This window comes from Streptococcus panodentis (genome assembly GCF_017884005.1).
GTDB classification, from domain to species: domain Bacteria; phylum Bacillota; class Bacilli; order Lactobacillales; family Streptococcaceae; genus Streptococcus; species Streptococcus panodentis.
In genome coordinates this window covers 1-22,729 of sequence record NZ_QFAY01000018.1, presented here as the reverse complement: position 1 = coordinate 22,729, position 22,729 = coordinate 1, and the positions used below count along the sequence as shown (strand labels likewise).

At 51.1% G+C, this 22,729-nt stretch carries 15 protein-coding genes; all 15 read right to left on the bottom strand.

Annotated elements, in window-relative coordinates:
• Positions 1 to 182: 182 nt before the first annotated feature.
• Positions 183 to 1,553, bottom strand: coding sequence for a 23S rRNA (uracil(1939)-C(5))-methyltransferase RlmD (rlmD, locus tag DHL47_RS08705; RefSeq protein WP_209551589.1), 1,371 nt, complete (start codon positions 1,551 to 1,553; stop codon positions 183 to 185).
• An 84-nt stretch (positions 1,554 to 1,637) separates the two neighbouring features.
• Entirely contained in the window at positions 1,638 to 2,996 is a 1,359-nt protein-coding gene (locus tag DHL47_RS08700) for an LCP family protein (RefSeq protein ID WP_209551588.1), read from the bottom strand.
• Between the two features lie 12 nt (positions 2,997 to 3,008).
• Positions 3,009 to 3,842: a prephenate dehydratase gene (pheA, locus tag DHL47_RS08695; protein WP_128837255.1), complete on the bottom strand. Its 834-nt coding sequence runs from the start codon at positions 3,840 to 3,842 to the stop codon at positions 3,009 to 3,011.
• Positions 3,833 to 4,318 (bottom strand): shikimate kinase, encoded by a 486-nt coding sequence (locus DHL47_RS08690; RefSeq protein WP_209551587.1) that lies wholly within the window; start codon positions 4,316 to 4,318, stop codon positions 3,833 to 3,835. Before DHL47_RS08690 ends, pheA begins: the two co-directional genes overlap by 10 nt.
• Positions 4,311 to 5,594 (bottom strand): 3-phosphoshikimate 1-carboxyvinyltransferase, encoded by a 1,284-nt coding sequence (gene aroA, locus DHL47_RS08685; protein ID WP_209551586.1) that lies wholly within the window; start codon positions 5,592 to 5,594, stop codon positions 4,311 to 4,313. Before aroA ends, DHL47_RS08690 begins: the two co-directional genes overlap by 8 nt.
• A gap of 442 nt (positions 5,595 to 6,036) precedes the next feature.
• On the bottom strand, positions 6,037 to 8,946 hold the full coding sequence (locus tag DHL47_RS08680) for an NADH-dependent flavin oxidoreductase (RefSeq protein WP_209551585.1): 2,910 nt from the start codon (positions 8,944 to 8,946) through the stop codon (positions 6,037 to 6,039).
• A 71-nt stretch (positions 8,947 to 9,017) separates the two neighbouring features.
• Entirely contained in the window at positions 9,018 to 9,776 is a 759-nt protein-coding gene (aroD, locus tag DHL47_RS08675; RefSeq protein ID WP_128837258.1) for a type I 3-dehydroquinate dehydratase, read from the bottom strand.
• Positions 9,777 to 9,785: 9 nt separating this feature from the next.
• Positions 9,786 to 10,991: an MFS transporter gene (locus DHL47_RS08670; protein ID WP_128837259.1), complete on the bottom strand. Its 1,206-nt coding sequence runs from the start codon at positions 10,989 to 10,991 to the stop codon at positions 9,786 to 9,788.
• Between the two features lie 26 nt (positions 10,992 to 11,017).
• Positions 11,018 to 11,893, bottom strand: coding sequence for a shikimate dehydrogenase (locus DHL47_RS08665; RefSeq protein ID WP_128837260.1), 876 nt, complete (start codon positions 11,891 to 11,893; stop codon positions 11,018 to 11,020).
• A 24-nt stretch (positions 11,894 to 11,917) separates the two neighbouring features.
• Positions 11,918 to 13,123: an MFS transporter gene (locus DHL47_RS08660; RefSeq protein WP_128837261.1), complete on the bottom strand. Its 1,206-nt coding sequence runs from the start codon at positions 13,121 to 13,123 to the stop codon at positions 11,918 to 11,920.
• 839 nt (positions 13,124 to 13,962) lie between these two features.
• Positions 13,963 to 17,631, bottom strand: coding sequence for a helicase-exonuclease AddAB subunit AddA (addA, locus tag DHL47_RS08655; protein ID WP_209551584.1), 3,669 nt, complete (start codon positions 17,629 to 17,631; stop codon positions 13,963 to 13,965).
• Positions 17,628 to 20,915: an ATP-dependent nuclease subunit B gene (gene rexB, locus DHL47_RS08650; protein WP_209551583.1), complete on the bottom strand. Its 3,288-nt coding sequence runs from the start codon at positions 20,913 to 20,915 to the stop codon at positions 17,628 to 17,630. Before rexB ends, addA begins: the two co-directional genes overlap by 4 nt.
• 123 nt (positions 20,916 to 21,038) lie before the next feature.
• Complete coding sequence (locus DHL47_RS08645; RefSeq protein ID WP_209551582.1) at positions 21,039 to 21,428, bottom strand: RraA family protein; 390 nt, start codon at positions 21,426 to 21,428, stop codon at positions 21,039 to 21,041.
• A gap of 69 nt (positions 21,429 to 21,497) precedes the next feature.
• Entirely contained in the window at positions 21,498 to 21,821 is a 324-nt protein-coding gene (locus DHL47_RS08640; RefSeq protein ID WP_209551581.1) for a hypothetical protein, read from the bottom strand.
• A 150-nt stretch (positions 21,822 to 21,971) separates the two neighbouring features.
• The gene (locus DHL47_RS08635; RefSeq protein WP_128837339.1) at positions 21,972 to 22,376 is read right to left on the bottom strand and encodes a PaaI family thioesterase; all 405 of its coding nucleotides are present in this window, start codon (positions 22,374 to 22,376) and stop codon (positions 21,972 to 21,974) included.
• Positions 22,377 to 22,729: the final 353 nt, after the last annotated feature.

Genomic DNA, 22,729 nt, shown 5'->3' with positions numbered 1-22,729 from the left:
TGATACATCCGCACTAAGGCTAAAAAGCCACTGTTTCCAGTGACTTCATAAAACTTTTCGCTAAAAGATTTCTAGGCTTTCACCAGCAGAGCTGCACACTCAGCGGTTCGGACTTATCGTATCATTTCGTCGCTTTATCTCCTCATTCTACGAGTCCTATCGCATGGGCAGAACATCTACTTCTACTTTGCTGATGAATCAGCTCGTATAAGCAGTGATACTGCCTCAACATGATGCGTCTGCGGGAATAAGTCCACTGGCTGGACCTGCTTGAGTGTATAGCCCTGTTCTTGGTAGAGTTTGATGTCACGCGCCATGGTGGCAGGATTGCAGGAGATGTAGGTGATTTTGTCTGGCTGCATGGCTGAGCTAGCCTTGATAAAGCTTGCAGTTAGGCCCTTTCGCGGCGGATCCACCAGAATGACATTGGGACGAATGCCTTCCTTGAGCCAGTCTTGGATGGCCTTTTCAGCCGCTGCACAGACATAGCTGGCGTTGGTAATACCGTTGATTTCCGCATTCTTTCGGCTATTTTCGACAGCTTCAGGGATCACCTCCACACCATAGACCTGCTTGACCTGCTTAGCGACTGACAGGCCGATTGTGCCAATGCCCGAGTAAGCATCCAGCACCATATCTTCTGCGGTCAGTCCGGAGAAGTCAATCGCTGTCTGATAGAGCTTTTCTGCCATCTCGGTATTGACTTGATAAAAAGCAGGTGCCGCAATTTGAAAGTCATTTCCCAGCATCTGGTCGGTGATGTAGTCTTGACCATAAAGCATTCGCCAGTCTTTTCCGAAAATCGCATTGCCAGGTTGGTCATTGATATTCTGCATAATAGACTTGATAGCTGGGAAAGCTTCTATCAAGCGCTCCACCAGCTGGTCAATGCGGAAAATCTTAGGCCGGGTCGTCACCAGAATGACCATGATTTCCCCTGAATAATGCCCCCGGCGGACCACCAGACTGCGGATGAGACCGGTTCTTTCCTTTTCATCATAGGGTTTGATGTCAAAACGACGCAGCAAATCCCGGGTAAAAAGGATAACTTGGTCAATGACCGGATCCTGAATGTAAAAATCTTCGATTGGCAGAAGGTCGTGGGAATGTTTTCTGAAGAAGCCGGTTTCCAGCTGGTCCTTGACCCGGCGGACTGGTACCTGTGCTTTGTTGCGATAGTGCAGCGGCTCATCCATGCCCAGTGTGGGCAGGACCTCTGCATCCGCAATACCGGCAATCTTATAGAGGCTGTCCTTGACCTGCTTGCGCTTGAAGTCCAGCTGGGCTGGGTAGCTCAGATGCCCCAAGTCCGCAATGCCGGTCCGCAGGTAGGCCATGTCAAGATTTTGATTGCGCTGGTCTGAAGTACGGAGAAATTCCTCCACCTTGCCAAAGCCGATTTTTTTGTTGACCTTGAGCACACGCATGCGGATGAGCTCGCCCGGCAGGGCATTTTCCACAAAGAAAACCAGGCCTTCTGCCTTGGCAACTCCAGCTCCCTCGTGACTCAGATCCACGATTTCAACTTCAATCACATCATTCTTTTTTAACATATTCTTCACTTTCTGCTCTTTATACTCTGCCATTTCCAAAAGAAAAGGCAAGACATCGTCCTACCTTTCATTATATCATATATCTTATCTGAGACCCATTTGCTGCAGTCTTTCTTTATAAGCGTCAAAATCAATCAGGAGGCCTTGGCCACCGTACATGTCATAGGTATCGATCCAGTCACCGTTTTCCGGTATTGTCAGGCGCTCAACCCCATTGCGGGAGTCTGCTGCCAGCGAAATACCGTTGGTCAAAAGGAAGCTGTAAGGCACATTGGTCGAGGTCAGGGCAAAGACCTTGCCCAGGGCTTCTGATCCGGTAAAGAGCTTGGTCGGGTCCTTGACCTGCTGGAAGATAGCCGTCAGGACTTCCTGCTGGCGGCGGGTCCGGCCAAAGTCCCCCTCGTCATCCTTGCGGAAGCGGGCATAATTGAGCAGGGTCCGGCCGTCCATCTGCTGCTGGCCGACCTTGATGGTCTGGTTGGGTACGACGCCGTCCTGCATATTGAGATCGTCAGGCACTTCTACCTCCGACACTGCTTCACCGTCAATGGTTGAAAACTGAGCATTCATGCTGACACCATTGGGAAAAAGAGTATCAATGGCTGTCGCGAAAGTCTGGAAGTCCACCAGGGCATAGTATTTGATGTCCAAGTCAAAATTATCCTTGAGCATCTGACGGACATAGTCTGCCCCGCGATTGTGATTCTGCTCGCCAATCGTATAGGCCGAATTGAGCTTTTGGTCATAGTAATCTGCCTGCGAAGGGTCGCTGTATTCATTGCTGATGCCATCGATATGAATCAGGGTATCGCGCATGAAGCTGACCAGCTTAATCTTGTGGTCCTTATTGCCCACATTCAAGACCATAATCGAGTCGGTCCGCGTCTCCGTCGAATCCTCTCCGACCCGGCCGTCCGTTCCTAAAATGAGGATATTGACGCCATCCTTGGTATCCTGGCCATCAAAATATTCGGTCTCAGCCGGTTTGGAATTGCCGTTATTGGCTGTGGTCAGTCCTTTGATAAACATGAAAATCATGCCGCCCAAGACCATGAGCAGGAAAATTCCCAGCCAGAGAAGGATTCGTTTGAAGCGGATTTTCTTGCCTTTTTTCTTGGGCTGCTGCCCTCCGGATGCTGTCTCTGCGGCCGCTTGCTGTGCCTTTCGCTCTTTGCGGCTGCGTGAAGGCTGCTCAGGGTATTTGGGCAACAGGCCTGACGAGTCTGTCTCAGCCGGCTCTTCTGCCGGAGCAGCAGACTGGGACGCAGACGGCTCCTCATAGCGGCTGGCTTGGGGACTGCCGGATGGCACAGCCTGACCTTTTGATTTCTGGCGCAGATAGGAAAATTCTTTTTTCTCTTTGTCGTTTAGATAATAGTAATTCTTGTAGAGATAATCCAAGCGGAGCTGCTCATGATGGCTAAGATTTTCTGATTTTTTCATCTCTTCTCCAATCTATTTCTCTGGAATTTGAAAAACATTGTAGCTACCAAAAATTTTATAAGTAATTCCCAGACTTGTCAACTCTTGAAAGGCAAAATCCGCCAAATTTTTCTGTCCATTGTCAATATCAATGATGAAGAAATACTCGCCCAAAGCCGTCTTCAGAGGGCGGCTTTCAATCTTGGTCAGGTCAATACCGCGCCAGGCAAAAGTTGACAGGGCCTTATAAAGAGCTCCGGGCAGATTGTCCGGCAGGGTCAGAGCCAGCGTCTGCTTCTCTCCCTGCTGAGGCAGGCTGAGCTGAGGCAGATGATGGCCCAAAATCCAGAAACGGGTGTAGTTTTCCTCCATTTCCTGAATGTCCCGGGCCACTACCTGCAGGCCGTACTCATCGGCCGCACTGTGCGGTGCGATGGCTGCATACTGCCGGTCCGGATGCTCAGCCACTAAGCGGGCCGCATTGGCTGTACTGGCCGTCATTTCAAACTGGGCATGGGGAAAGTGCCGGCGGATATACTTTTTCCCCTGAGCAATGGCCTGAGGGTGAGAAAAGACCTTCTCAATAGGCCTGCCAAGCTCAACAGCCAGCAGCTGCTGCTTGATTGGCTGGATAACCTCAGCTACCGCCTGGATCTCCGACTGGTGAAAGAGATAGTCCAGCGTTTCATGGACGCTGCCTTCAATCGAGTTTTCCACCGGAACGACCGAGTAATCCACCTGACCGGCTTCATAAGCCTTCATAACCTCAGTAATATTCTGATAAGGGACTAGATCGTCTTGGGGAAAGGCCTTTTGGGCGACATGGTGAGAAAAAGACCCCTTGGGTCCTAGGTATCCTACAAGCATCGAATCAGCTCCGCAATTTCTTCTGGGCTCTTATCTGCTACATCAATAACATGGGTAGCAATCCGTTCATAGAAAGGCAGACGTCCTTCAAAAATTTCCTTAAACTGCTCACGGCTGTTATTGAGGAAAAGCGGCCGTTGCATGGCCACATCATTTTCGATCCGCTCATAGAGGGTATCAAAATCAACCCTTAGGTAAATATTATGCGGATTTTTTTCCAGCAGCTCACGGTTATGAGGATTGACCACGATACCCCCGCCGGGAGAAATGATGTCCACTTCATCCTGCAGCAAGCTCTCCAGCATGGCTGCTTCCAGACGTCGGAAGGCATCTTCTCCCTCCTGTGCAAAAAAGTCATTGATAGACATGCCGATCTTTTCAACGATTAACTCATCCATATCATGGAAATTGGGGTCCAAAAGACGGCCGACCGTAGTCTTACCCGCTCCCATAAATCCTAGTAAAATTTTAGCCATGTAGTAGTTCCTCCAAATCAGTAAAAAAGCTTGGGTAGCTGGTATTGATAGCTTCTGCTCGTTCCAGTGCCATCTTTCCTTCTGCTGCCAAAAGGGCTGCAATCGCCGTCATCATACCAATGCGGTGATCGCCAAAGGTATTGACCGCCGCACCATGAAGGGCTGTTTTCCCCTCGATAATCATGCCGTCCTCTGTCGGGACAATCGCTGCGCCCATGCTGTTGAGAGCGTCAGCCACCACCTGAATGCGGTCGGTTTCCTTGACCTTGAGCTCCTCAGCGTCCCGGATAACTGTCCTTCCCTGAGCCTGCGTCGCCAAGAGGGCGATAATAGGCAGCTCATCAATCAGGCGCGGGATAATACTGCCGCCGATGTCTGTCCCTTTCAGCTCAGAGCTTTCAACCGTAATGGTAGCTGACTTGGCCACTTGGTCCACATTGGACAGGCGAATCCTGCCGCCCATAGCCTGGATGACATCCAAAATGCCCGTCCGGCTTTCATTGATGCCGACATTCTCCAAAACAATCTTGGAATCCGGGACAATCAGGCCCGCTACCAGCCAAAAGGCCGCACTGGAAATATCGCCCGGTACCGTTACCTGCTGAGCCTGCAGCTGCTGACCGCCCTCTACGCGGATTTCCTTGCCATCAACAGCAATCCGTCCGCCAAACTGGACAATCATATCCTCGGTATGGTTGCGGGTCAGCTCCTTTTCGATGATGACAGATTCACCCTGAGCCTGCAAAGCAGCAAAAATCAGAGCGGATTTGACCTGAGCAGAAGCCACCGGCAGCTGATAGCGGATAGGCTTGAGGGTCTTGCTGCCGCGAATGGTCAGAGGCGGCAGGTCGCGCTCGGTCTGGCCGGAGATCTGCACCCCCATCTGCCGCAGGGGAATGGTCACACGGTCCATGGGCCGCTTGGACAAGCTGTCGTCGCCGAACATCTCAGCTTCAAAGTCCTGGCCGGCCAAAACACCGGAAATCAAGCGGATAGAGGTCCCCGAGTTGCCCATATCCAGCTTATGTTTAGGAGCCTGCAGGCCGTCAAAGCCGACGCCGAAGATCCTGACCGTCCGGCCGTCATCCTCTATCTGCACCCCTAAATCACGGAAAACCTGCATGGTCGAAAGGACATCTTCCCCACGCAGGATATCATGAACAGTGGTCACTCCCTTGGCTAAACTGCCAAAAATGATGGAGCGGTGGCTGATTGACTTATCACCCGGCACCCGCAGAGTGCCCCTTAAGCCCTTGGCATTGGTTGTTAATTCCATAGAATTCCTCGCAGCTTCTTTCATTATTACTATTCTATCATAAAAGCCCCAGAAATTCTAAAAAATTCCGGGACTTTTTCAATAACTTTCAGAACTTTCAGCAAATTTTCGGACAAATGGACTCTGACTAAGCAATGTCAAGCGAGGCAGCGGCTGAACGGACACTTCAAAATGCGAACGCAGCTGCCGTCGGTTTCGCATTGCACCAACGGTCCGGAGAGCTGACACCGTGTGAAGAGATTTTCGGAGAGTATCGTCTTTTTATACAGTATCCTTCCAAAGATACATCCCTCTGTGGGTGAGGACACAGCCATCATGGGAGGCTGTCTCACTCTCCCTGCCAAAAGCAAACTAAATGACTATATAAGATAAGACAGACAGTCTAAAAATCACCCCGAGACAAGCTCGGAGTGATACAATGAAAAGCTGTAAGTAGAGGGAATTAATCCCCTTTAATGCTTTCGGCAGCCAGCTTACCAGAGGTCAGGGCCCAGGCATTATTGGCGCCGGATGGAGAGTCCGTCCCCATGACACCGCCGACGACTTCGCCAGCAGCATAGAGGCCTTGGATGACCTTTCCTTTCGTATTGAGCACTTCCAGCTGGCTATTGACAACCAAGCCGCCCATCGTGGTGGCAAAGCGCGGTTTCTGCTCAATGAGATAGTAAGGCCCCTGCCCGACCTTCTTCTGCAGGAATCGGCTCTGACGGCCAAAATCTTCATCGACACCTTGTTCTACAAAGTGATTGTAGCGCTCGACAGTAGCAGCCAGTGCCTGCCGGTCCATACCGGCCAAATCAGCCAGTGCCTGCAGATTGTCTGCATGGAAGAAATAAGGGGTCCTGGAACCGTTATTCTCCAGCCACTGGTCAATATCCGCCTGAGAAATACCGCCTTCAGCCACTTCCTCACGGAAAATAGAGAAGTGTTCCTGATCCAGCAGCAGATAGAGAACCTTGGGCTCTTGTTCCATCAGAACGTCCAGAATATCATGATTGCTGGCCCGCTCATTAATGACCCGCTGGCCGTTGGTATTGACCAACAGACCGTTTTCACGCAGGACAGCAATATTGCCTCCTATGGTCGACTTAGCTGTGCCCTGAGCTACTTCTACACCATTGGGGTAGATCTTTCCTTGATCCAGCATGACCGTCGCAGCATCAATGCCGTGGGCCTGGGCCATGAGAAGGCCTTCTCCCATAGAGGAGCGAGTCCCGTAGAAGAGGACATCTTTGAGCCGCTTAGGCAGCAGCTGTTTGTTGTTGCCATAGCCGCCGGTCGTCAGCACCACAGCCTTGGCCGAAATCCGGTGGGTCCTGCCGCTGTCTTCGACTGCCACCAAGCCGGTGACATTGCCTTCGCCGTCGGTCAGAAGCTGCTGAGCCTTGGTCTGCAGAAGGAGCTGCACGGCTGAGTCCGCTACCTTGCTGCGGACAGCCGCAGCAAAGCCATGACCGCCATGATCATAAGCCAGCTCCCGGTCCTTGCGGTATTCGGCCAGGACATGGAGGCCGCCTTTCATATCGTACTGAACACCGACATAGTCATGCACCCAGTCCGTTGTCTGGCCGATATTGTCAGCCAAGAGCTGCAGGAGCTCTCTGACGTTGGCCTGATTGCCATTGGCCAGAAAATCTTCGACCATGAGCTCAGCCGTATCGTCCGTCACACCGGCTTCTTTTTGCAGCCGTGAGCCCATGACAACCTGATTGCCGCCTGATACGGAGATTGCCCCTCCGATAAAGCTTAATTTTTCGAGTAAAATGACGGACAAACCGAGCTCTTCTGCTCGAAGAGCCGCAGCTACGCCGGCTGCACCGGCACCGACAATCACCACATCAACTGTTTCTTCCAGCACTTCATTGGACAGCTCAACACTTGGCTTCTGACGGGCTTTGAGGACATCGACGGCATCCTGACTGCTGGCCTGCAGCACAGCGTCCGCCACACCGTCCACTACTCCCTGACTGGTCGTTGAGGCTCCGGAAACTGCATCAACATTGAGGGTTTGGAAATCAATAATCTGCTGCGGCAGGCGTTCAAAGACCATGTCAGACAGGCCTTCGGATTCGCCTGTGCTGTCAATTTCAATACCGGTGATTTTATGTTTGCTGAAGGTAACCACCATCGGCAGATCGCTATTATGCCCCTTGGCAGCTACATGGTACTGGCCTTCCTTGAACTCCAGCTCTTTTCCCATGAGCTCAATCAGCCGCTCGGCTTTCTTCATTTCCGCATCAGCATCCTTGACCAGCTGGAAGCTCTCATCCATAAATTTCCAGAGCGGGGTCGGAATGACTAGATTTTTCCGGTCATGGATATCAGCAAATCCCTTGACTTTACGGCCGTCTCTGACGGCTTCAACCCAGTTGGGCTCCACTAGGAATCCCTTGGCAACAGCCACTAAATCATAGCCCAGCTCAAGAGCCTCTTCGGCATCGGTCTTTTGCAGAATGCCCCCAACACCGATAATCGGAATCTTGGCCAGAGCTTCACTGCGGCCAGCCAAGAACTTAGCAATCAGCATCTCAGGGTCATCTGGCTGTACAATGGAATTGCGGGTGTAAATCCCCATAGAAAAGTGGAAATAATCCAGTCCCAGCTCTGCCAGGCGATTGAGCAGATAGAGGGTATCCTCAAAGCGAATGCCCGGCTCCTCCAGCTCCTCCGGAGAAAAGCGGTAGCCCAAAATGAAGTCCTCAGCGCCTTCTTCAGCAATGACTTTCTTAGCTGCCTCCAGAACGGCCAGCGGGAATTTCGCCCGCTTCTCAATCGTTCCGCCCCAGGCATCGGAGCGCCGGTTGGAATGAGGCGAGAAAAACTGCTGAATCAGATAGGTGTTGGCACCGTGCAGCTCTACCCCGTCAAAACCGGCCCGAATAGCCCGTCGGACTCCGTCCGCAAAAGCTTCTATCATATCCAAGATTTCCCGGTGGGTCATCTCCTCAGGAATAGGGGCATTAGGCCGCAGCGCTGCTACACTGCTTGCTGAAATGGGAAGACAGCCCTTGTTCATTTCCGGAAAGGCCATGCGGCCGGCATGATAGATTTGAATAAGGGCTTTAGAACCCTTGGACCGGATAGCCTCTGCCAGACGGGTCAGGCCTTCAATCTTGTCATCTGTGTCAATCCCGATGGCACCGAAAAAGCCGCGGCCCTTGTCTTCCACAAAGGCGCTTTCAACAATGACAGCCCCGGCCTGTCCTGATCGATGGGCGTAATACTCAATCAGCTCATCGGTCAGATTGCCGTCATAATAGGCTGACTCTGTCGTCATAGGGGCCATGAGGATTCTGTTTTTGAGACTGGCTCCTGAGGGCAATGCAACCCTGTCAAATAAATGTTTTGTCATCTCTTTTATCCTTGTATTTTTTCGTCTATAAAAGGTCCTAGTATATGCGCTTGGCCAGGACCTTATCAGATTTAGGCTTCCAGCTTCAGCGTATCCAGAATCTCTCTCAGGACTGATACCGGCACCTGACCGGGAGCCGAAGCTTTTTTGGCTGCACCGAAGGTTGCAGCTGAGCCAAATACTTCTCCGCTGACCCGACTGACCATACCCAAGGCTCCCATTGACATGGTAATCAGAGGCCGGGTCGCCTTGGCTTTCATCTCTGCCGTTGCATGAAGCAGGGTCAAAACATCCTGATTGGAATTTGGCATGACTGCAATCTTACAAATATCCGCATGCTTTTCTTCCATCAGACTGAGACGGCGGACGATTTCTTCCTGACTAGGTGTCGCGTCAAAGTCGTGGTTGCACATGACAATTTTGACACCTTTTTGATGTGCCAATTCAATCGTTTCCTGCACAGGCTGATCAGGCATAAACAGTTCCACATCTAACAGGTCTGCCGCGCCATGATGAAGCACTTCTCGGTAAATGTCGAAGTAGGATTGGTCAGAAAGTTCCAGCTCACCGCCCTCTTTTTTAGTACGGAAAGTGACCAGAAGTGGTTTTTGAATCGCTGCCTTAACCTTATGGGAAAGAGCCGCTGCTTGGCTAGCTTCTTCCACTTTTTCGTAAAAATCAATGCGCCATTCAATCAAATCGCAGTCTAGCTCTTTCGCCTGAGCTGCTGCTTCTAAAATTTCATCTTCTGTCCGTCCAACGATTGGTACGATAATTTTCGGCCGTCCCTCACCCAGAGTGACATTGCCAACAGTAACAGTTGCTGTCATAAGATTCTCCTATTTTTTAGAGGTATCAACGGTTTGATGATAACGAATATAAACGATAATAGCAATGACAAAACCAATAGCTGCAAAGACGGTATCAAGCAACATCACATTGTGCACACTTGTCTTTTCAGTCATAGCAATGAGATTTGGCACTGCATAAGAAGCAATGGAACCAAAGGTATAGAAAATACCTGTAATGGTCCCCTTACCAGCTGGGAACATTTCCCCCATAACAGTCAAGCCAAGCTGCATAACGCCGCCAGCCGCAAAGAATCCAACAGCTGCCGTACCGACTTGAACCACAAATGGGCTTGGGAACAGCCACATAGAAGCGATAGAAACTAAGGACATGAAAGTATAAACCAAAACAAGATTGACTGACCGCAATTTCAATCCAACAATAGCTGTGAAGGCCACACAAAGGAGAGAGCCTGTTGAATAGCTAGAAAGCAGCAATTTAGAAGCCGCTTCTGTCATGCCTGCCGCTTTTTGACCATAAACAGAGATATACTGAGAAATCAAATAGAAGGTTGCTTGTGAAATAAAACCATAAATGATGAAGGCCACACCTTCCAACCAGATTTTTGGTTGGGATTTAAAAGTCACCGCTGAAACGACAGCTTCTTTTGCTTCACCCTTCTCAGCATCTTCCTTAGCGTCAGCATCAGGAAATGGCAGCTTCCAGATAAGGAACATATTCAAGAAAAGTACAACTGCCGCAATCCAAAAAGCTAATTGCCAAAAGCCCATAGCAGAAGCTGCAATGATGATAAATGGCAGGATAAATTGTCCAATCTGAACAGCTGCTTTAATCAAAACATTGGCTGTCCCTGCTTGTTCTGGAAATGATTCCATAAGTGCCGGATAAGTTCCTGAATCAAGGAAAGAATTGGCAATCCCCGCCAAAACTGTCAAGATCATGGCCACTAAGGTGTTGGGGCTGTATATCAGTCCCAAGAAATACAGAATGTAAGTCGCCGCTCCCAACATAACAAATGGCTTACGACCAAACATATCAGACAAACGGCCAGAAATGAGAATGGCAATCAAACGGCCAATCCCAAGCATCGACACAACATTCATAACAGCAGCCGCATCGGCTCCCCACTGGAGACCTAGCTGATCTCTATGCTGTGAAATAATGACAACCCCAATCCCATGAATAATATAGTTGAGGTAGAGAGATAGAGCGGTCGGTAAATAACGGTTTTTCATACATATTCCCCTTCTAATAGTCCTGTTTATTTAAAGAGCACAGACTTAACATAGTCAACCGGCATTTCTTCTCCGGTGATCAAGTGGAAGGCTTCTGCTCCCTGATAGAGCATCATGCCCAGACCATTGAAGGCAATCTTGGCCCCATTTTCCCGTGCAAATTTGAGCAGTTTGGTCTCAGCCGGAGCATAGACCACATCCATAATGGCCAAATCAGGGCGGATGACCTCTGGGTCATTAATCAAAGAAATGTCTTCCTGCGGCTTCATACCGGCACTGGTCGCATCGATATAGACTGAGGATTCAGCGATGGATTTCTTGAAGGCTGCCTGATCTTCCAGCGGAGTCAGGCTGGCCTTGCAGTCGGTATTTTCTAAAATCTTCTTGACCGTTTCTTGGCCATTGGCGTAAAATTCATCATCACGGTTAAAGATGCGCAGTTCTTTGACACCGTCCAAGGCTGCCTGAATGGCAATGGCTGTGCCGGCGCCGCCGCAGCCGGTCAGAGTCACAATCCGGTCCTTGATATCTACTCCTTCTTCGGCCAGAGCTCTCATAGCACCGGTTCCGTCGGTGACGTGGCCAATCAAATAGCCGCTTTCGTCCTTATTGACCACCGTATTGACTGCGCCGACCAGCTTAGCAGCAGGGGACAGCTCATCCAGCAGGGGAATGATGGCCTGCTTATTAGGCATAGAAACATTGGAACCCTGAATCTTCAGTGAGCGGATGCCCTGCACAGCACCGGCTAAGTCTTCATTGCCGACTTCAAAAGCCAGATAGGCATAGTCCATGCCTTTTTGGGCAAAGGATTCATTCCACATGGTTGGTGAAAGACTGTGGCGGATAGGGGTCGCAATCAAGCTGACCAAGAGCGTATGACCGTTTAAACGTTCTGACATAAGAGATACCTCATTTCTTAAATGTTAAATAGTGACGTTTTCTTTGGAAAAGACCTTTTCATAGCGGTATTTGACAAGCAAGATGGCCAAAAAACCGACAAGGGCCAAAAAGAAATCGTAGGCAAAGACTTGATAAATGGACCGCTCAGCCATGAGCCCAGTCAGATAAGGTGTGACCATAACGGAGATGGCTGTGGTGAGCGAGTAGAAACTGGTGACCATCCCCTTGCTCTGGGGGAAGAATTCCAGCAGAAGTGCCAGCCCCAGCTGCCAGATCCCGCCGGCCGCAAAGACTCCGACTGTCAGACTGGCCAGGACAATAGACTGGAGCGAGGGGAATAGGAGCATACCGCCTAAGGACAAGGCTGTAGCCAGCAGACAGATCAGGATCAGTTTGGCAATATTTGCCTTTCTTTTAACGATAAAGGATGTTAAAAAAACCGAGACAAAGGAAGCGATACTGTAGATGCTGACAAAGAGCAGACTGTCTTCATTTTTGATGGATAAAACCTGCTCAGAAAAGCTGGGAATCCAGAGGATAAAGACATTGAAAAGGGAGACCGACACAAAGGAAAACAGCATGAGTGCCGCTCCTTCTGCTCCTATCTTTGCCCGAGGAAGCTGGCTCCTGATTGGTTTCTTTTCCGCCAAATCCTGCCTATCCGGATAGGCAAAGCGCCTTAAAAAGAAAAGGTTGAGCAGCAGTCCCAGAGCACACATCAGAAAGGTCCAGCCGAAATAAAGATGCTGCTGTATGGTCCAGCGGGTGATAAAAGGAAAAATAAACTGTCCAATGGAAATGAAAGCCTTATTCAGCACACTTAAGGCACTGTTATCATTTTCCGACGGAAAGGACTCTACGACAATTGGATAGGTGCTGGTATCCAAGAAGGCATTTCCGACTCCTGCCAGCAAGGCAACCAGAAAAGCTGGCAGATAGTGGTTTGTCCATACGATTCCAAAGAAAAAAAGGCAGTAGGCAATGACGCCAATCAAGACCGTCTGCTTTCTGCTGAAACGGTCTGAAAACCAGCCCGAGAAATTCAGGCTGATAATCCGGCCTAAACCAATCGCACTGATGACCAAGGTCACTTGGCTGAGACTGGCCGACCACTGCTTTTGAAAGAGAGCCAGATTCTGCGAAATGGCAATAGCTGCAATCCCTTGAAATAAGTAATTGATATACAAACTGCCAATGAGCGGAAGATAGGTTTGATTACTTTTTTGCATATACTCCTTTCGTCAGCTGCATCATAACTGAAAAACAATGTGAAAGGAAAATCATCAATGAATCATTCTGCCGCTAGCTGCAGGGCGGCGAATATCCGATGGCATCAAGACTTTTCCTTTGATTTTCAGTTTCTGTTTCATATGTGATTTTCATCACAAGGTGTAATGTTTACGGTTACAGTATACCATATTTAGCTGACTAAGTCTATTTTTTTCTGAAAATATCATCAAGAGTGCGGAGACAAAAATCGCGGAAACAGAGTCCGCGATTTTGTCAGCGAGTCTTCGTTTCCAGTTGCCGGCCTGAGCTTGTCAATACAGTCAAATAAAGCAGCGGCTTGTAAGAGTTGATGGGTCAACAAATGATACTCTTTGAAAATCTCTTCAAACCGTGTCAGCGTCGCCTTACCGTACTTCTCAGAAGCTCCATCCACCACCTCAAAACTTCCACCAGAGCTTTTGAGCAGCTAGCTTCCTGCTGCACTGATGATTTTCATTGAGATGACAAGCCGCTCAGCAGGGGTTGATGGTGCTAAAGCGCCTAATGAACTGTGCAGAGGAAATGCTGGCTGACGAAAGTCAGCAGAAATCCTCCCAAGTCCCGAGGCTTGCAATCAAAGGATAGAAAAGCAGAAGCTGGGTACTTTCGTCCCAGCTTCTGCTTTTCTGTGAACCGACCAGTCTTTGCACATCAACATGATACTTCCTTTTGAGTGCAGCAAAGGCGCTGCTTTGAGGCGGCAGATAAACTCCTGCAAGGAAGCGTCAGCCTCGGCTTGAGTCGGCCGACGGTCGGTTTTGATTTTCGAAGGTCCGGGCTGACTGAGAGAGAAAGAGCACTACTCCGCCTTGACCACCTGCAGCTCTTCGCCGCCCAGCAGAACCAAGTATTTCTCAATCGCAGAAATCCCATAAGAGCGGCTGAGCGCTTCAGCATAGAGGGTCAGCTGGCTGCGGTAGCGCTCTGTCAGTTCGGAAGGATGCCGGAATTTGTCAGTCTTGTAGTCAAAGAGGACAATGCGGTCAGCAAAGAGCAGGTAGCCGTCCAAGATACCGCGGACGACAAATTTCTGGCCGCTGGCATCATCTGTTTTCAGCATGGCAAATGGCGCTTCTCGGCGAAGCTTGTCCTTATGCTGGATGAGGAGCTTACCCAAGTCGCTGTCAAAGAAGGCAGCAACCTTATCCAGATTGACCTGCTGCTTGACTGCATCATCTGCCTGCACCTGTGACAGAGCCTGCTGCAGAACAGCCCTGCTCGGCTTTTCCTGCAGAGGAATCCGCTGCATGAGCTCGTGAACAGCGCTGCCGACCTGTGCGCCGGTGACTGGGCTCTTTCCGCCAAAGTCCGGCAGCTCAAAATCCGGAGACGGCCGATAGCCTTCTCTCTGATCCATAATATCCAGCCCTTGGCTGTCCATGATTGGTTCATAGAATTTCTTAATCTGGCTGGGAGTACGGACGCTGGGCAGCTCAATAGCTGCCTGATAAAGGCTGTTGAGCCGGTCCACGCTTTCCAGCACATCCAGGGCCCGGCCGATATCCTCGGACTGCCGATTATCCGCCAGCACATCTGCTTCAAAACGATCTGTTTGCGCCAGGCTGCCGATTTTCTCCGCTGTCAGCTCCTCATCGGTCACAAAGCGGGTCCGAAAGGCCAGACTGTCCCCCTCAAAAACGGCCTGAATGGCATAGAGCCAGTCCTGAAAAGAGCTTAACCGGCTGCGCAGACTGACAGGCAGCCGACCATCCTGACGGACTCCCCATTTGCGCTCACTCAGCTTGCTTTCCTGCCCCTTGCCGACCAGATAGAGCTTGGTCTCAGCCCGGGTCATGGCCACATAGAGCAGACGCATCTGCTCAGACAGACTGGCCAGCTGCAGCTCCTCTAAGTTCTGCTGATAGGGCAGAGTATCCATGGAAATCCGCAGCTGCTCCGGAGCATGAGCATCCTCCGTCTTTACAGCGACATCTGCCACATACTTGATGCCAATGCCCTTTTGGCGGCTGAGGATAACAGCAGAGCTGCTGTCCTGTCGGTTAAAGGGCTTGTCCATATTGAGCAGAAAGACATACTTGAACTCCAGGCCCTTGCTCTTATGAATGGTCATGAGATGCACGGCATTCTTAGGAGCAGCCAGCTGGACACTGGCCAAGTCATGCTCGTTTTTGATTATCTTATCAATCATGCCGATAAAGCGGGACAGGCCCTTGTAGCTGGACTTTTCATAGTCATTGGCTCTGAGGGAAAGGGCGTAGAGATTGGCCTGCCTCTGGGCGCCGCCCGGCAAAGCCCCCACTGTATCATAGTAGAAACGGTCTTGGTAAATCTTCCAAATCAAGTCGTAGAGGGAATTGGTCTTGGCGTAGGCCCGCCAGCTGTCCAGAGTCTGCACAAAATGCTGCAGTTTTTTGCGCAGTTCAGGCAGAATCAGCTCAGGCTGCAGCCCATGGCCCGCTAAGGCATTGCCCAGCTTTTCATAGAGATTTTCCTTGGACTGCTCAGATGCAGCCTGCAGGGCAATCCGGGTCAGCTCATCCTCATCAAAGTCAAACATGGCCGACTTCAGCAGGGCGGTCAGGGCATAGTCATTGAGCGGATTGTTGATCGTCCGCAGGGTATCCAGCATGACCATGACCTCAACAGACTGCAGGTAATTGCTCAGGCCATCATCGGGAACAAGGGGAATGCCGTACTTGGCAAACTCAGCCAAAATCAGGTCATTGCGGGTCCGCGAAGCCGTCAGCAAAGTGATATCCCCGAAGGCCACTCCTTCTTCATTGTGCAGGCGGATAATCTCCTTGATGACCAGCGCTATTTCCCCAGCAGAAAGGCTGGCCGGCTGGCTCTCACTTTCCTCTTCAGCTGGGCTGGCCGCAGAGCTGTCATAAAGCAGAAATTCTGCCGTCTTGTGAGGATCAGGCTCCTGCTTAGCTGGATTGCCGGCCACCAGGTAGTGGCTTTCATTATAGTCCACTTCTCCCACTTCCTCGTCCATGAGGCGTTTGAAGACATCATTGGTCGCCTGCAGCACCTCCACATGGCTGCGGAAATTTTCCTTGAGGATAATCAGCTGCCCTTGGTCAGGCTGCTCCTGATAGAGCTTAAACTTATCATTGAAAATCTGCGGGTCAGCCTGACGGAAGCGGTAGATTGACTGCTTGATGTCGCCCACCATAAAGCGGTTATCCTCCTTGGACAGGAGCTCCAGCATGCGCTCTTGGGTGTGGTTGGTGTCCTGATATTCGTCCACCATGACTTCATGGTATTTAGCTTGGTAAAAGGCCCGAATCTCCGGGAAATTCTCCAAAATCCCAATGGCAAAGTGGCTGATGTCACCGAATTCAAAGGCATTTTCCTCCTTTTTGCGCTCCAGATAGTCTTGGGAAAAGTCTCTGACAAAGTCCCGCAGCAGCTCCAAAAGCGGCAGACTCTCCGCCTGATGCTCTGCCATGAAGTCCAGATGATAGAGCCTGGTCTCTGCTTCGCGCAGTTTTTCAATCAGGGGTTTGCGGGCCTCGTTATAAGCCTGAGCCAATTCTTTTTTCAGCTCATCCTTGCCGCCGCGGGCTGTAAAGGCCTGACCGTTGGACTGTCTGGATAAGGCCGTCATTTCCTGCAAAATCTGCAGCAGCTGGTCCGTCTCAGTCTGCTGGCTGACAGGATCCAGCAGGACCAAAGCAGCCTGTACATGGTCCTGATACTTGGCACCGGCAAACTCCCGGCCGTCATTGTCCAAGTGAAAGCGAAAGAAATCTACCAGCTCCAGCAAAGCCTCCCGCACCTCACTCACTATCTGCTCTTTAGCAGCTGCAAAATCGCTGTGCTCGTAGCCGTAGAGGAAGGTCTCCTGCAGCCAGACTTCCGGATTGCTGGTCGACTGCAGAAAGCTGTAAATGCTGTAAATCTGCTGGCGAAAGCCAGCAATATCCTTGCGCCGGCCGGTAAAATTCTTGACCAGACGGCTGAAAGGTTCTTTTTTCTCACTGTCATAATAGCGATTAAAGAGCAGCTCAAAAACTTCATTCTGCAAGACCAGCTGCTCGCTGGCATCCTGCAGAATCCGAAAATGCGGAGCCAAGCCCAACAGATAGCCGTACTTGCTGAGGAGCTTCTGCGTGAAAGAGTCCATGGTGCCGATGTCAGCATTGGGCAAATCTGCCAGCTGCCGGGCCAGGTGGCGGCGGAGCTCTTCATCGTCACACTCTCTCAGACGCTGCTCCAATTCACTTTCCAGCCGCTCCCGCAGCTCCCCGGCCGCCTTGACCGTAAAGGTAGAGATAAAGAGCTGGCTGACCGCCACTCCGCGGGCAATCTGATCTAGTATCCGCTGGACCATGACAAAGGTCTTGCCAGAACCGGCTGAAGCCGAAACCAGAATATTCCGGCCGGAGGAGTAAATGGCTTCTATCTGCTCTGGCGTCCGCTTTTGAGCCTTGTCAGAAGCAGCTTCAGCTGCCTGCTTGGCTGCAATTTCTTGGCTGCTTAAAAAGGGAATCTGCTTCATTTTCCCAAGTCCTCCTTCATCTTTTCTAACCAGGCCTGCCGCAGTTTGTCCCCGGTCGGCCGCCGGTCAAATCTGTTCACATCCAGCTTCTCCAGCTGCCGGGCCTGACCGATGTGCAGATTGGCTTCAAAACCGGTAATGGCCTTGAACTGATCGACATAAGGCGCAATGCTGCGGCCGTTTTCCGTATAGGGGTTGATGGCAAAGTGCCCCGACAGAATGCTCTCAGCCGCCCGCCGGTAGAGGGCAGCATTGTAGGCCAAAAGCAGCTCCAGCTCCTCTCTGCTGAGCAGATTGGCCTTGTTTTTCTCATAGGCCGCCCCCAATTCCTGGATCTGGTCTGCCAGAAAGAGGCCTTTGTACTGCTGGGTTTTCATCACATTCCTGACCGCATCTGCCAGCTCTTTGGTATCTTTGAGAGCCACGATGGGATCGGTCATCTGCAGATACATGGCCCCAAAGCTCCCCTTCTCTTCCTGATAGTCTTTCAGCTGCCGAATGGCTGCCAGATAGGTCGGCAGCTGGGAATTGAGACCGTTGAAAAACTTTTCATAGCTAAACTTGGTCTCGCCGGACTTGTAATCCACCACACCCAGACTCTCTGTCTGAAGCAGGCGGTCAATCCGGTCCACCTTCCCAGTCACCGTTACCGCTCTGCCATTGTCCAGCGTCAGAAAAGGCTGAGCAGCCGAGCCAAAGGCGGTCTCCTCACCGATGGTCTCAATCGTATCCGACTGGGCCAAGACCCGGCCGGTCGCCTGAGCCGTATCCAAGAGCAGGCGGCGGGCAAAGCGGCTTTGGCCATTTTCATCATAAAGACTGGCAAATTCGGCCTCCTGAGCGGTCTCTGCCATAGCCCGCTGCAGCCGGCTGTCAAAATCCGCTTCCGAGTCATCCTGCAGGACTTTTTCAAAAATCCGGTGAAGGAAAGTCCCGTGGCTTCTGGCATCAGGATGAATGGTCCACTCTTCCTGCAGCCGGAGCACATACTTAAGAAAATAAGCATACTGATTCTTGAAAAACTCATTGAGAGCCGAGGCCGACAGCTTCAGAGCCTGCCCTTGAGGATAGAGGGCCTGCAGGGTATCTGCCTTGAGGCTTTCCGTTTTCAGCTCCTTGCTGATCAGGGGAATCCGGATACCTTGAGAAGCCAGCTTTTTACGCAGGACCCGGACCGCCACCGCCCAGAAAGTCTGCTCTTCCGGTGTCCACTCTCGGTCAATCTCCTCCTGATGGAGCTCAATGATGCGGGACAGCAGGGCCTGATAGGAGCCAATGTCGTCGCTCGAAGCCTGCGGTTTTTTGACCGTTATCGGCAGGGACAGCGGCTCAATGGTCAGCTCCGTCAGATAGGGAGACATGCGGCCCTCCACTTCATTGACCAGCGCCGGTGCCGACAGCACCAGCTCTTCGGTCGCTGCATTGAGCAGGGACAGGGCTGCAAAGCGGTTCTTTTTGAGATTTTCACTGCTGGCAATGACCAGTTCGGCTTCTTCTGCTGTTGCCTGATTGAGCCGCTCTCGGTCTTCGTCACTGAGCAGGCTCTGATTCTGAGCAATCTTTGGGAAGCGGTCCTGAGTCAGGCCGACCGCATAGACATAGGGAGCAGTCAGGGGCTCGATCAGGTCATAGGACTGGACCGTCACCACATCCACTGTAGCAGGGACTGTCCGGTAATGAGACAGCAGCATCCCCGAGCGGATCAGGGTCAGAAAATCATCCAGTCCCAGCCTACCACCTGCAAAGACCTGGGCAAACTGCTCCAGCACATGGCTGAAAGCCTTCCAGACCTCCTCCTGTTTCTCCTGCTCCTGCTGGCCGGCACCTGCTGCCAGACGGCTTAGATTTTCACCGACCTTGGCCTGACGGATAAAGTCAGAAAACTTCTTGAGAAGACCGGCTGCCGTCTGACTTCTGGTCTTGAAAAGCTCCTGCAGGGGGGCAGTCGTTTGCTGCCGCAGTTCATTGAGGCGCTTGAGGTCAAATTTATGCTGGCTGTTGATGGTAAAGTCTTGGGCAAACTTACCGGCTCCCTTAATATCCGCAAAGCGCAGATACTGCTCCAAGTGGTCCAAATCATCCTGTGTCAGATTGCCGTAGAGACCGGTTTTGAGAAGATTGAGAAAATCCTCTGTCCGAAAATTGTAGCGTTTCAGCCGCTCCAAAGACTCCGCAAGCTGGACCAGCGGGTGGTGGGCCATCGACTCACTCCGGCCCAGATAAAAGGGAATCCGATACTGATCAAAAATGGTTTTCAACTGCAGCCGATAGGCTTCTACATCACCTAAGAGCAGGCGGATTTGCTGGTAGCGGGCCCCGTCATGGAGCCTCTGGCGGATGGACTTGGCCACATACTCCAGCTCCTCTTTCTGGTTCATCGTCGCCCAGATCTGCAGGCGGGAACGGTCCTCCTCGCTCAGCTCAAGCTCTGCCTGGGAGAAATCATAGCGGCTTTCCAACAGCTTGGAAATTCTGCCGAAAGCATCCTCTTTTTCTTCTCCCTTTCCTACTGCATTCTGGGGCTGCACTCCATAGTCCTTGGCCAATTTGAGCAGAAAGTCTACGCTGGCCTGATAGAGATTGCCCTCACGAAAGGCTGAGCGATAGGCTTTGCGGCTGGCATAGGTCCCGATGACAATCTCCACTCCCTTGCGGTGCAGAAGGCCCAGCAGGTATTCTTCCTCAGCAGAAAAGCGGGTAAAGCCGTCAATGACCAGCGCCAAATCAGCCAGCTCACTGTCCACGTCACCGGCCGCAATGTGCCGGGCAAAAGCCGCAATCTTTGAGCTGGCATCAAAATCCTGATCCTCCAAGGCCTGAGAGACTGCCCTGAAAATCTTCAGCAAATCCTCCCGCTTCTCCTCTTCCTCCAGATACCGCAGGTCCTCAAAGGACATCTGAGCCGTCTGCAGCTCATGGTAAAGCTCCAGCAGCTGCTGGATAAACTGCGGGTCTTTCTTGATGCGGCCATAGACCGTCAGCTCCCGCTCCTCCATCTCAGCCAGCGTCCGATAAAAAAGCATACCCAGACCAATGTCGTCCAGACTGCGCCCCTGCTGCACATCATTGAGGACAAAATAGCGGGCCATCTGGGCAAAACGCGTCACCGTGATAGCAAAAGAAGCGTGACGGTTCAGCTGCTCCAAAACCGCCCGCTCCTTTTCAAAAGACAGGGAGTTGGGGGCGATATAAAAAACCCGCCTTCCGGCTGCAGCCAGCTGCTCCGCTTCGCGTGTCAAAAGCTCCGTCAGCGAATGACGGATATCTGTATACAGTAATTTCATAGCTTCCTTTTCCAAGAGAAAATATAGACCTATTATACCATTTTTAGCAGAAATACTCATGCAGCAGCCATTCTTGGATTTGCTCATGATAAAAGAGCGGGCATAACTGCCAGCTCTAAATCTCTACCTATTTTGTTTGGCTTTGATGAGGTCATGAAAGCCATAGATGTCCACTGTCGTTTGGCCGCTTTGGATAGCCGCCAAAATTTCTTTTTCTTTCTCAAATTTTTGAAAGGCTCTGGCCAACACCTGCTCCTCGTCTGCCTGCGGAATCACAACGACCCCATCGCAGTCACCGATAACCAAGTCTCCCTGATGAATAGTCACTCCCCCGACAGTCACAGGCAGCTTTGTCTTAGCCAGACTTTCCTTAATAGTCGGAGCTGGATTGTAGCCTCTAGCAAAGACCGGATAGGCCAAGTCGTAAATATCCTGAGAATCCCGGCAGCTGCCGTCAATAACGACACCAGCCACCCCCTTGACCTTGCAGCAAAAGATAAGCAAAAAAGACATCGCAGGAATGTCTTTTTCAGCTTTAACTATATAGAATTTGTCCTGAACTTCCCAAGTGCTTGGAAAGTATCAGCATTCTGCCTGATTGAGGTCTTGCAGGCGGGCAGCCAAAATCGGAAGGGCCGCAAGCCAGTAATCTGCGCACAGCATGCCGGAAGACATCCCGCCATGGTGAAAAGCGTCAACAAAATCCATCGCCCCTGACCTAAGCTCTCTGCCGGTCAGCTCCCTGTAAATCTCAAGAGTTTCCTGCCGGAAGTCTTCTACAGGATAGGGAACAGCCGTATGTGCATAATGGCCTGCCAGATAACGCCACAGATAGGGGTCGCCCCGCAGGCAGCCGACAGACAAATTTGGCATCCCCTCTTTAAAAACAGCTGAAACGTAAGCCATGCTGCTCCTTTCTGTCATCTTAGAATGATTTAGCCTAACTGGTCACCGGTCTTTATACTCAAGGAAAATCGAAATCAGCCGAGGCAGTCAATCAAGGCCACGGGACAGCCTCCTTTAACTTGCCTTGAGCATGTTAGTCGCTCCGCCAGCTTATATCCGCACCCGAGCCTCTTCCTTGCGCTCACCTGTGACAAACATGGTAAAGGTCGCCTTGCAGACATTAGCCCCCTCTTGATTGGCAATCACTACATCTACGACCCGAGTCGTCCGCCCGGCATGGACACAGTGTCCGCGGATGGTCAGCACATCTCCCAGACGCCCTGCCTTGAGATAGTTGATAGAAGACTGCAGAGTGACACCGTCCACACCTTGGGAAATCAGCACCAAGCCGCTGATCTGGTCACAAAGAGTAAAGAGATAGCCGCCGTGGGCATTGCCGTAGTAATTGAGCGACGAGTCCACAACCTTGGTCGTCACGACGACCCGTCCGCCCTTCATTTCTTCTATTTCATAATTTTCAAAAGCCGCAATGGCATCAAAATGAAAATCTTTCATCATGCACCTTCCTTTTTTCTTTGCTTACATGATACTACTTTTTCAGGACAGACACAAGAAAACCCTGCTAGGCAGGGAAAGCTTTTATATTTAGACTTTTAGTAGTGAGGCTGGGACAGCCTATCGCTTTACATACAGGACGATAGGGCAGCGAGCCGCTCAAAGGCTCCAGTGGAGGTTTCGAGGCGGTGAGAAAAGGCGGTGGGACAGACTCCCATGATGGCTGTGTCCTCACCCACAGAGGGATGGATCTTTGGGAAGATACTGTATAAGAATTTTTTAAAAATTTAGTTCCCTTCGCTCTTTTGTTTCTAAGCTCAGGCTGAAAAGGTTCCCCAAACCTTTTCACTCCC

Coding starts and splice junctions, on each gene's coding strand:
- DHL47_RS08660 (WP_128837261.1), bottom strand. CDS start 13,123: ATGCAAAAAAGTAATCAAACCTATCTTCCGCTCATTGGCAGTTTGTAT.
- pheA (WP_128837255.1), bottom strand. CDS start 3,842: ATGCTTGTAGGATACCTAGGACCCAAGGGGTCTTTTTCTCACCATGTC.
- DHL47_RS08680 (WP_209551585.1), bottom strand. CDS start 8,946: ATGACAAAACATTTATTTGACAGGGTTGCATTGCCCTCAGGAGCCAGT.
- DHL47_RS08690 (WP_209551587.1), bottom strand. CDS start 4,318: ATGGCTAAAATTTTACTAGGATTTATGGGAGCGGGTAAGACTACGGTC.
- addA (WP_209551584.1), bottom strand. CDS start 17,631: ATGAAGCAGATTCCCTTTTTAAGCAGCCAAGAAATTGCAGCCAAGCAG.
- aroA (WP_209551586.1), bottom strand. CDS start 5,594: ATGGAATTAACAACCAATGCCAAGGGCTTAAGGGGCACTCTGCGGGTG.
- DHL47_RS08700 (WP_209551588.1), bottom strand. CDS start 2,996: ATGAAAAAATCAGAAAATCTTAGCCATCATGAGCAGCTCCGCTTGGAT.
- DHL47_RS08665 (WP_128837260.1), bottom strand. CDS start 11,893: ATGTCAGAACGTTTAAACGGTCATACGCTCTTGGTCAGCTTGATTGCG.
- DHL47_RS08640 (WP_209551581.1), bottom strand. CDS start 21,821: ATGGCTTACGTTTCAGCTGTTTTTAAAGAGGGGATGCCAAATTTGTCT.
- DHL47_RS08635 (WP_128837339.1), bottom strand. CDS start 22,376: ATGAAAGATTTTCATTTTGATGCCATTGCGGCTTTTGAAAATTATGAA.
- DHL47_RS08670 (WP_128837259.1), bottom strand. CDS start 10,991: ATGAAAAACCGTTATTTACCGACCGCTCTATCTCTCTACCTCAACTAT.
- rexB (WP_209551583.1), bottom strand. CDS start 20,915: ATGAAATTACTGTATACAGATATCCGTCATTCGCTGACGGAGCTTTTG.
- DHL47_RS08645 (WP_209551582.1), bottom strand. CDS start 21,428: ATGTCTTTTTTGCTTATCTTTTGCTGCAAGGTCAAGGGGGTGGCTGGT.
- aroD (WP_128837258.1), bottom strand. CDS start 9,776: ATGACAGCAACTGTTACTGTTGGCAATGTCACTCTGGGTGAGGGACGG.
- rlmD (WP_209551589.1), bottom strand. CDS start 1,553: ATGTTAAAAAAGAATGATGTGATTGAAGTTGAAATCGTGGATCTGAGT.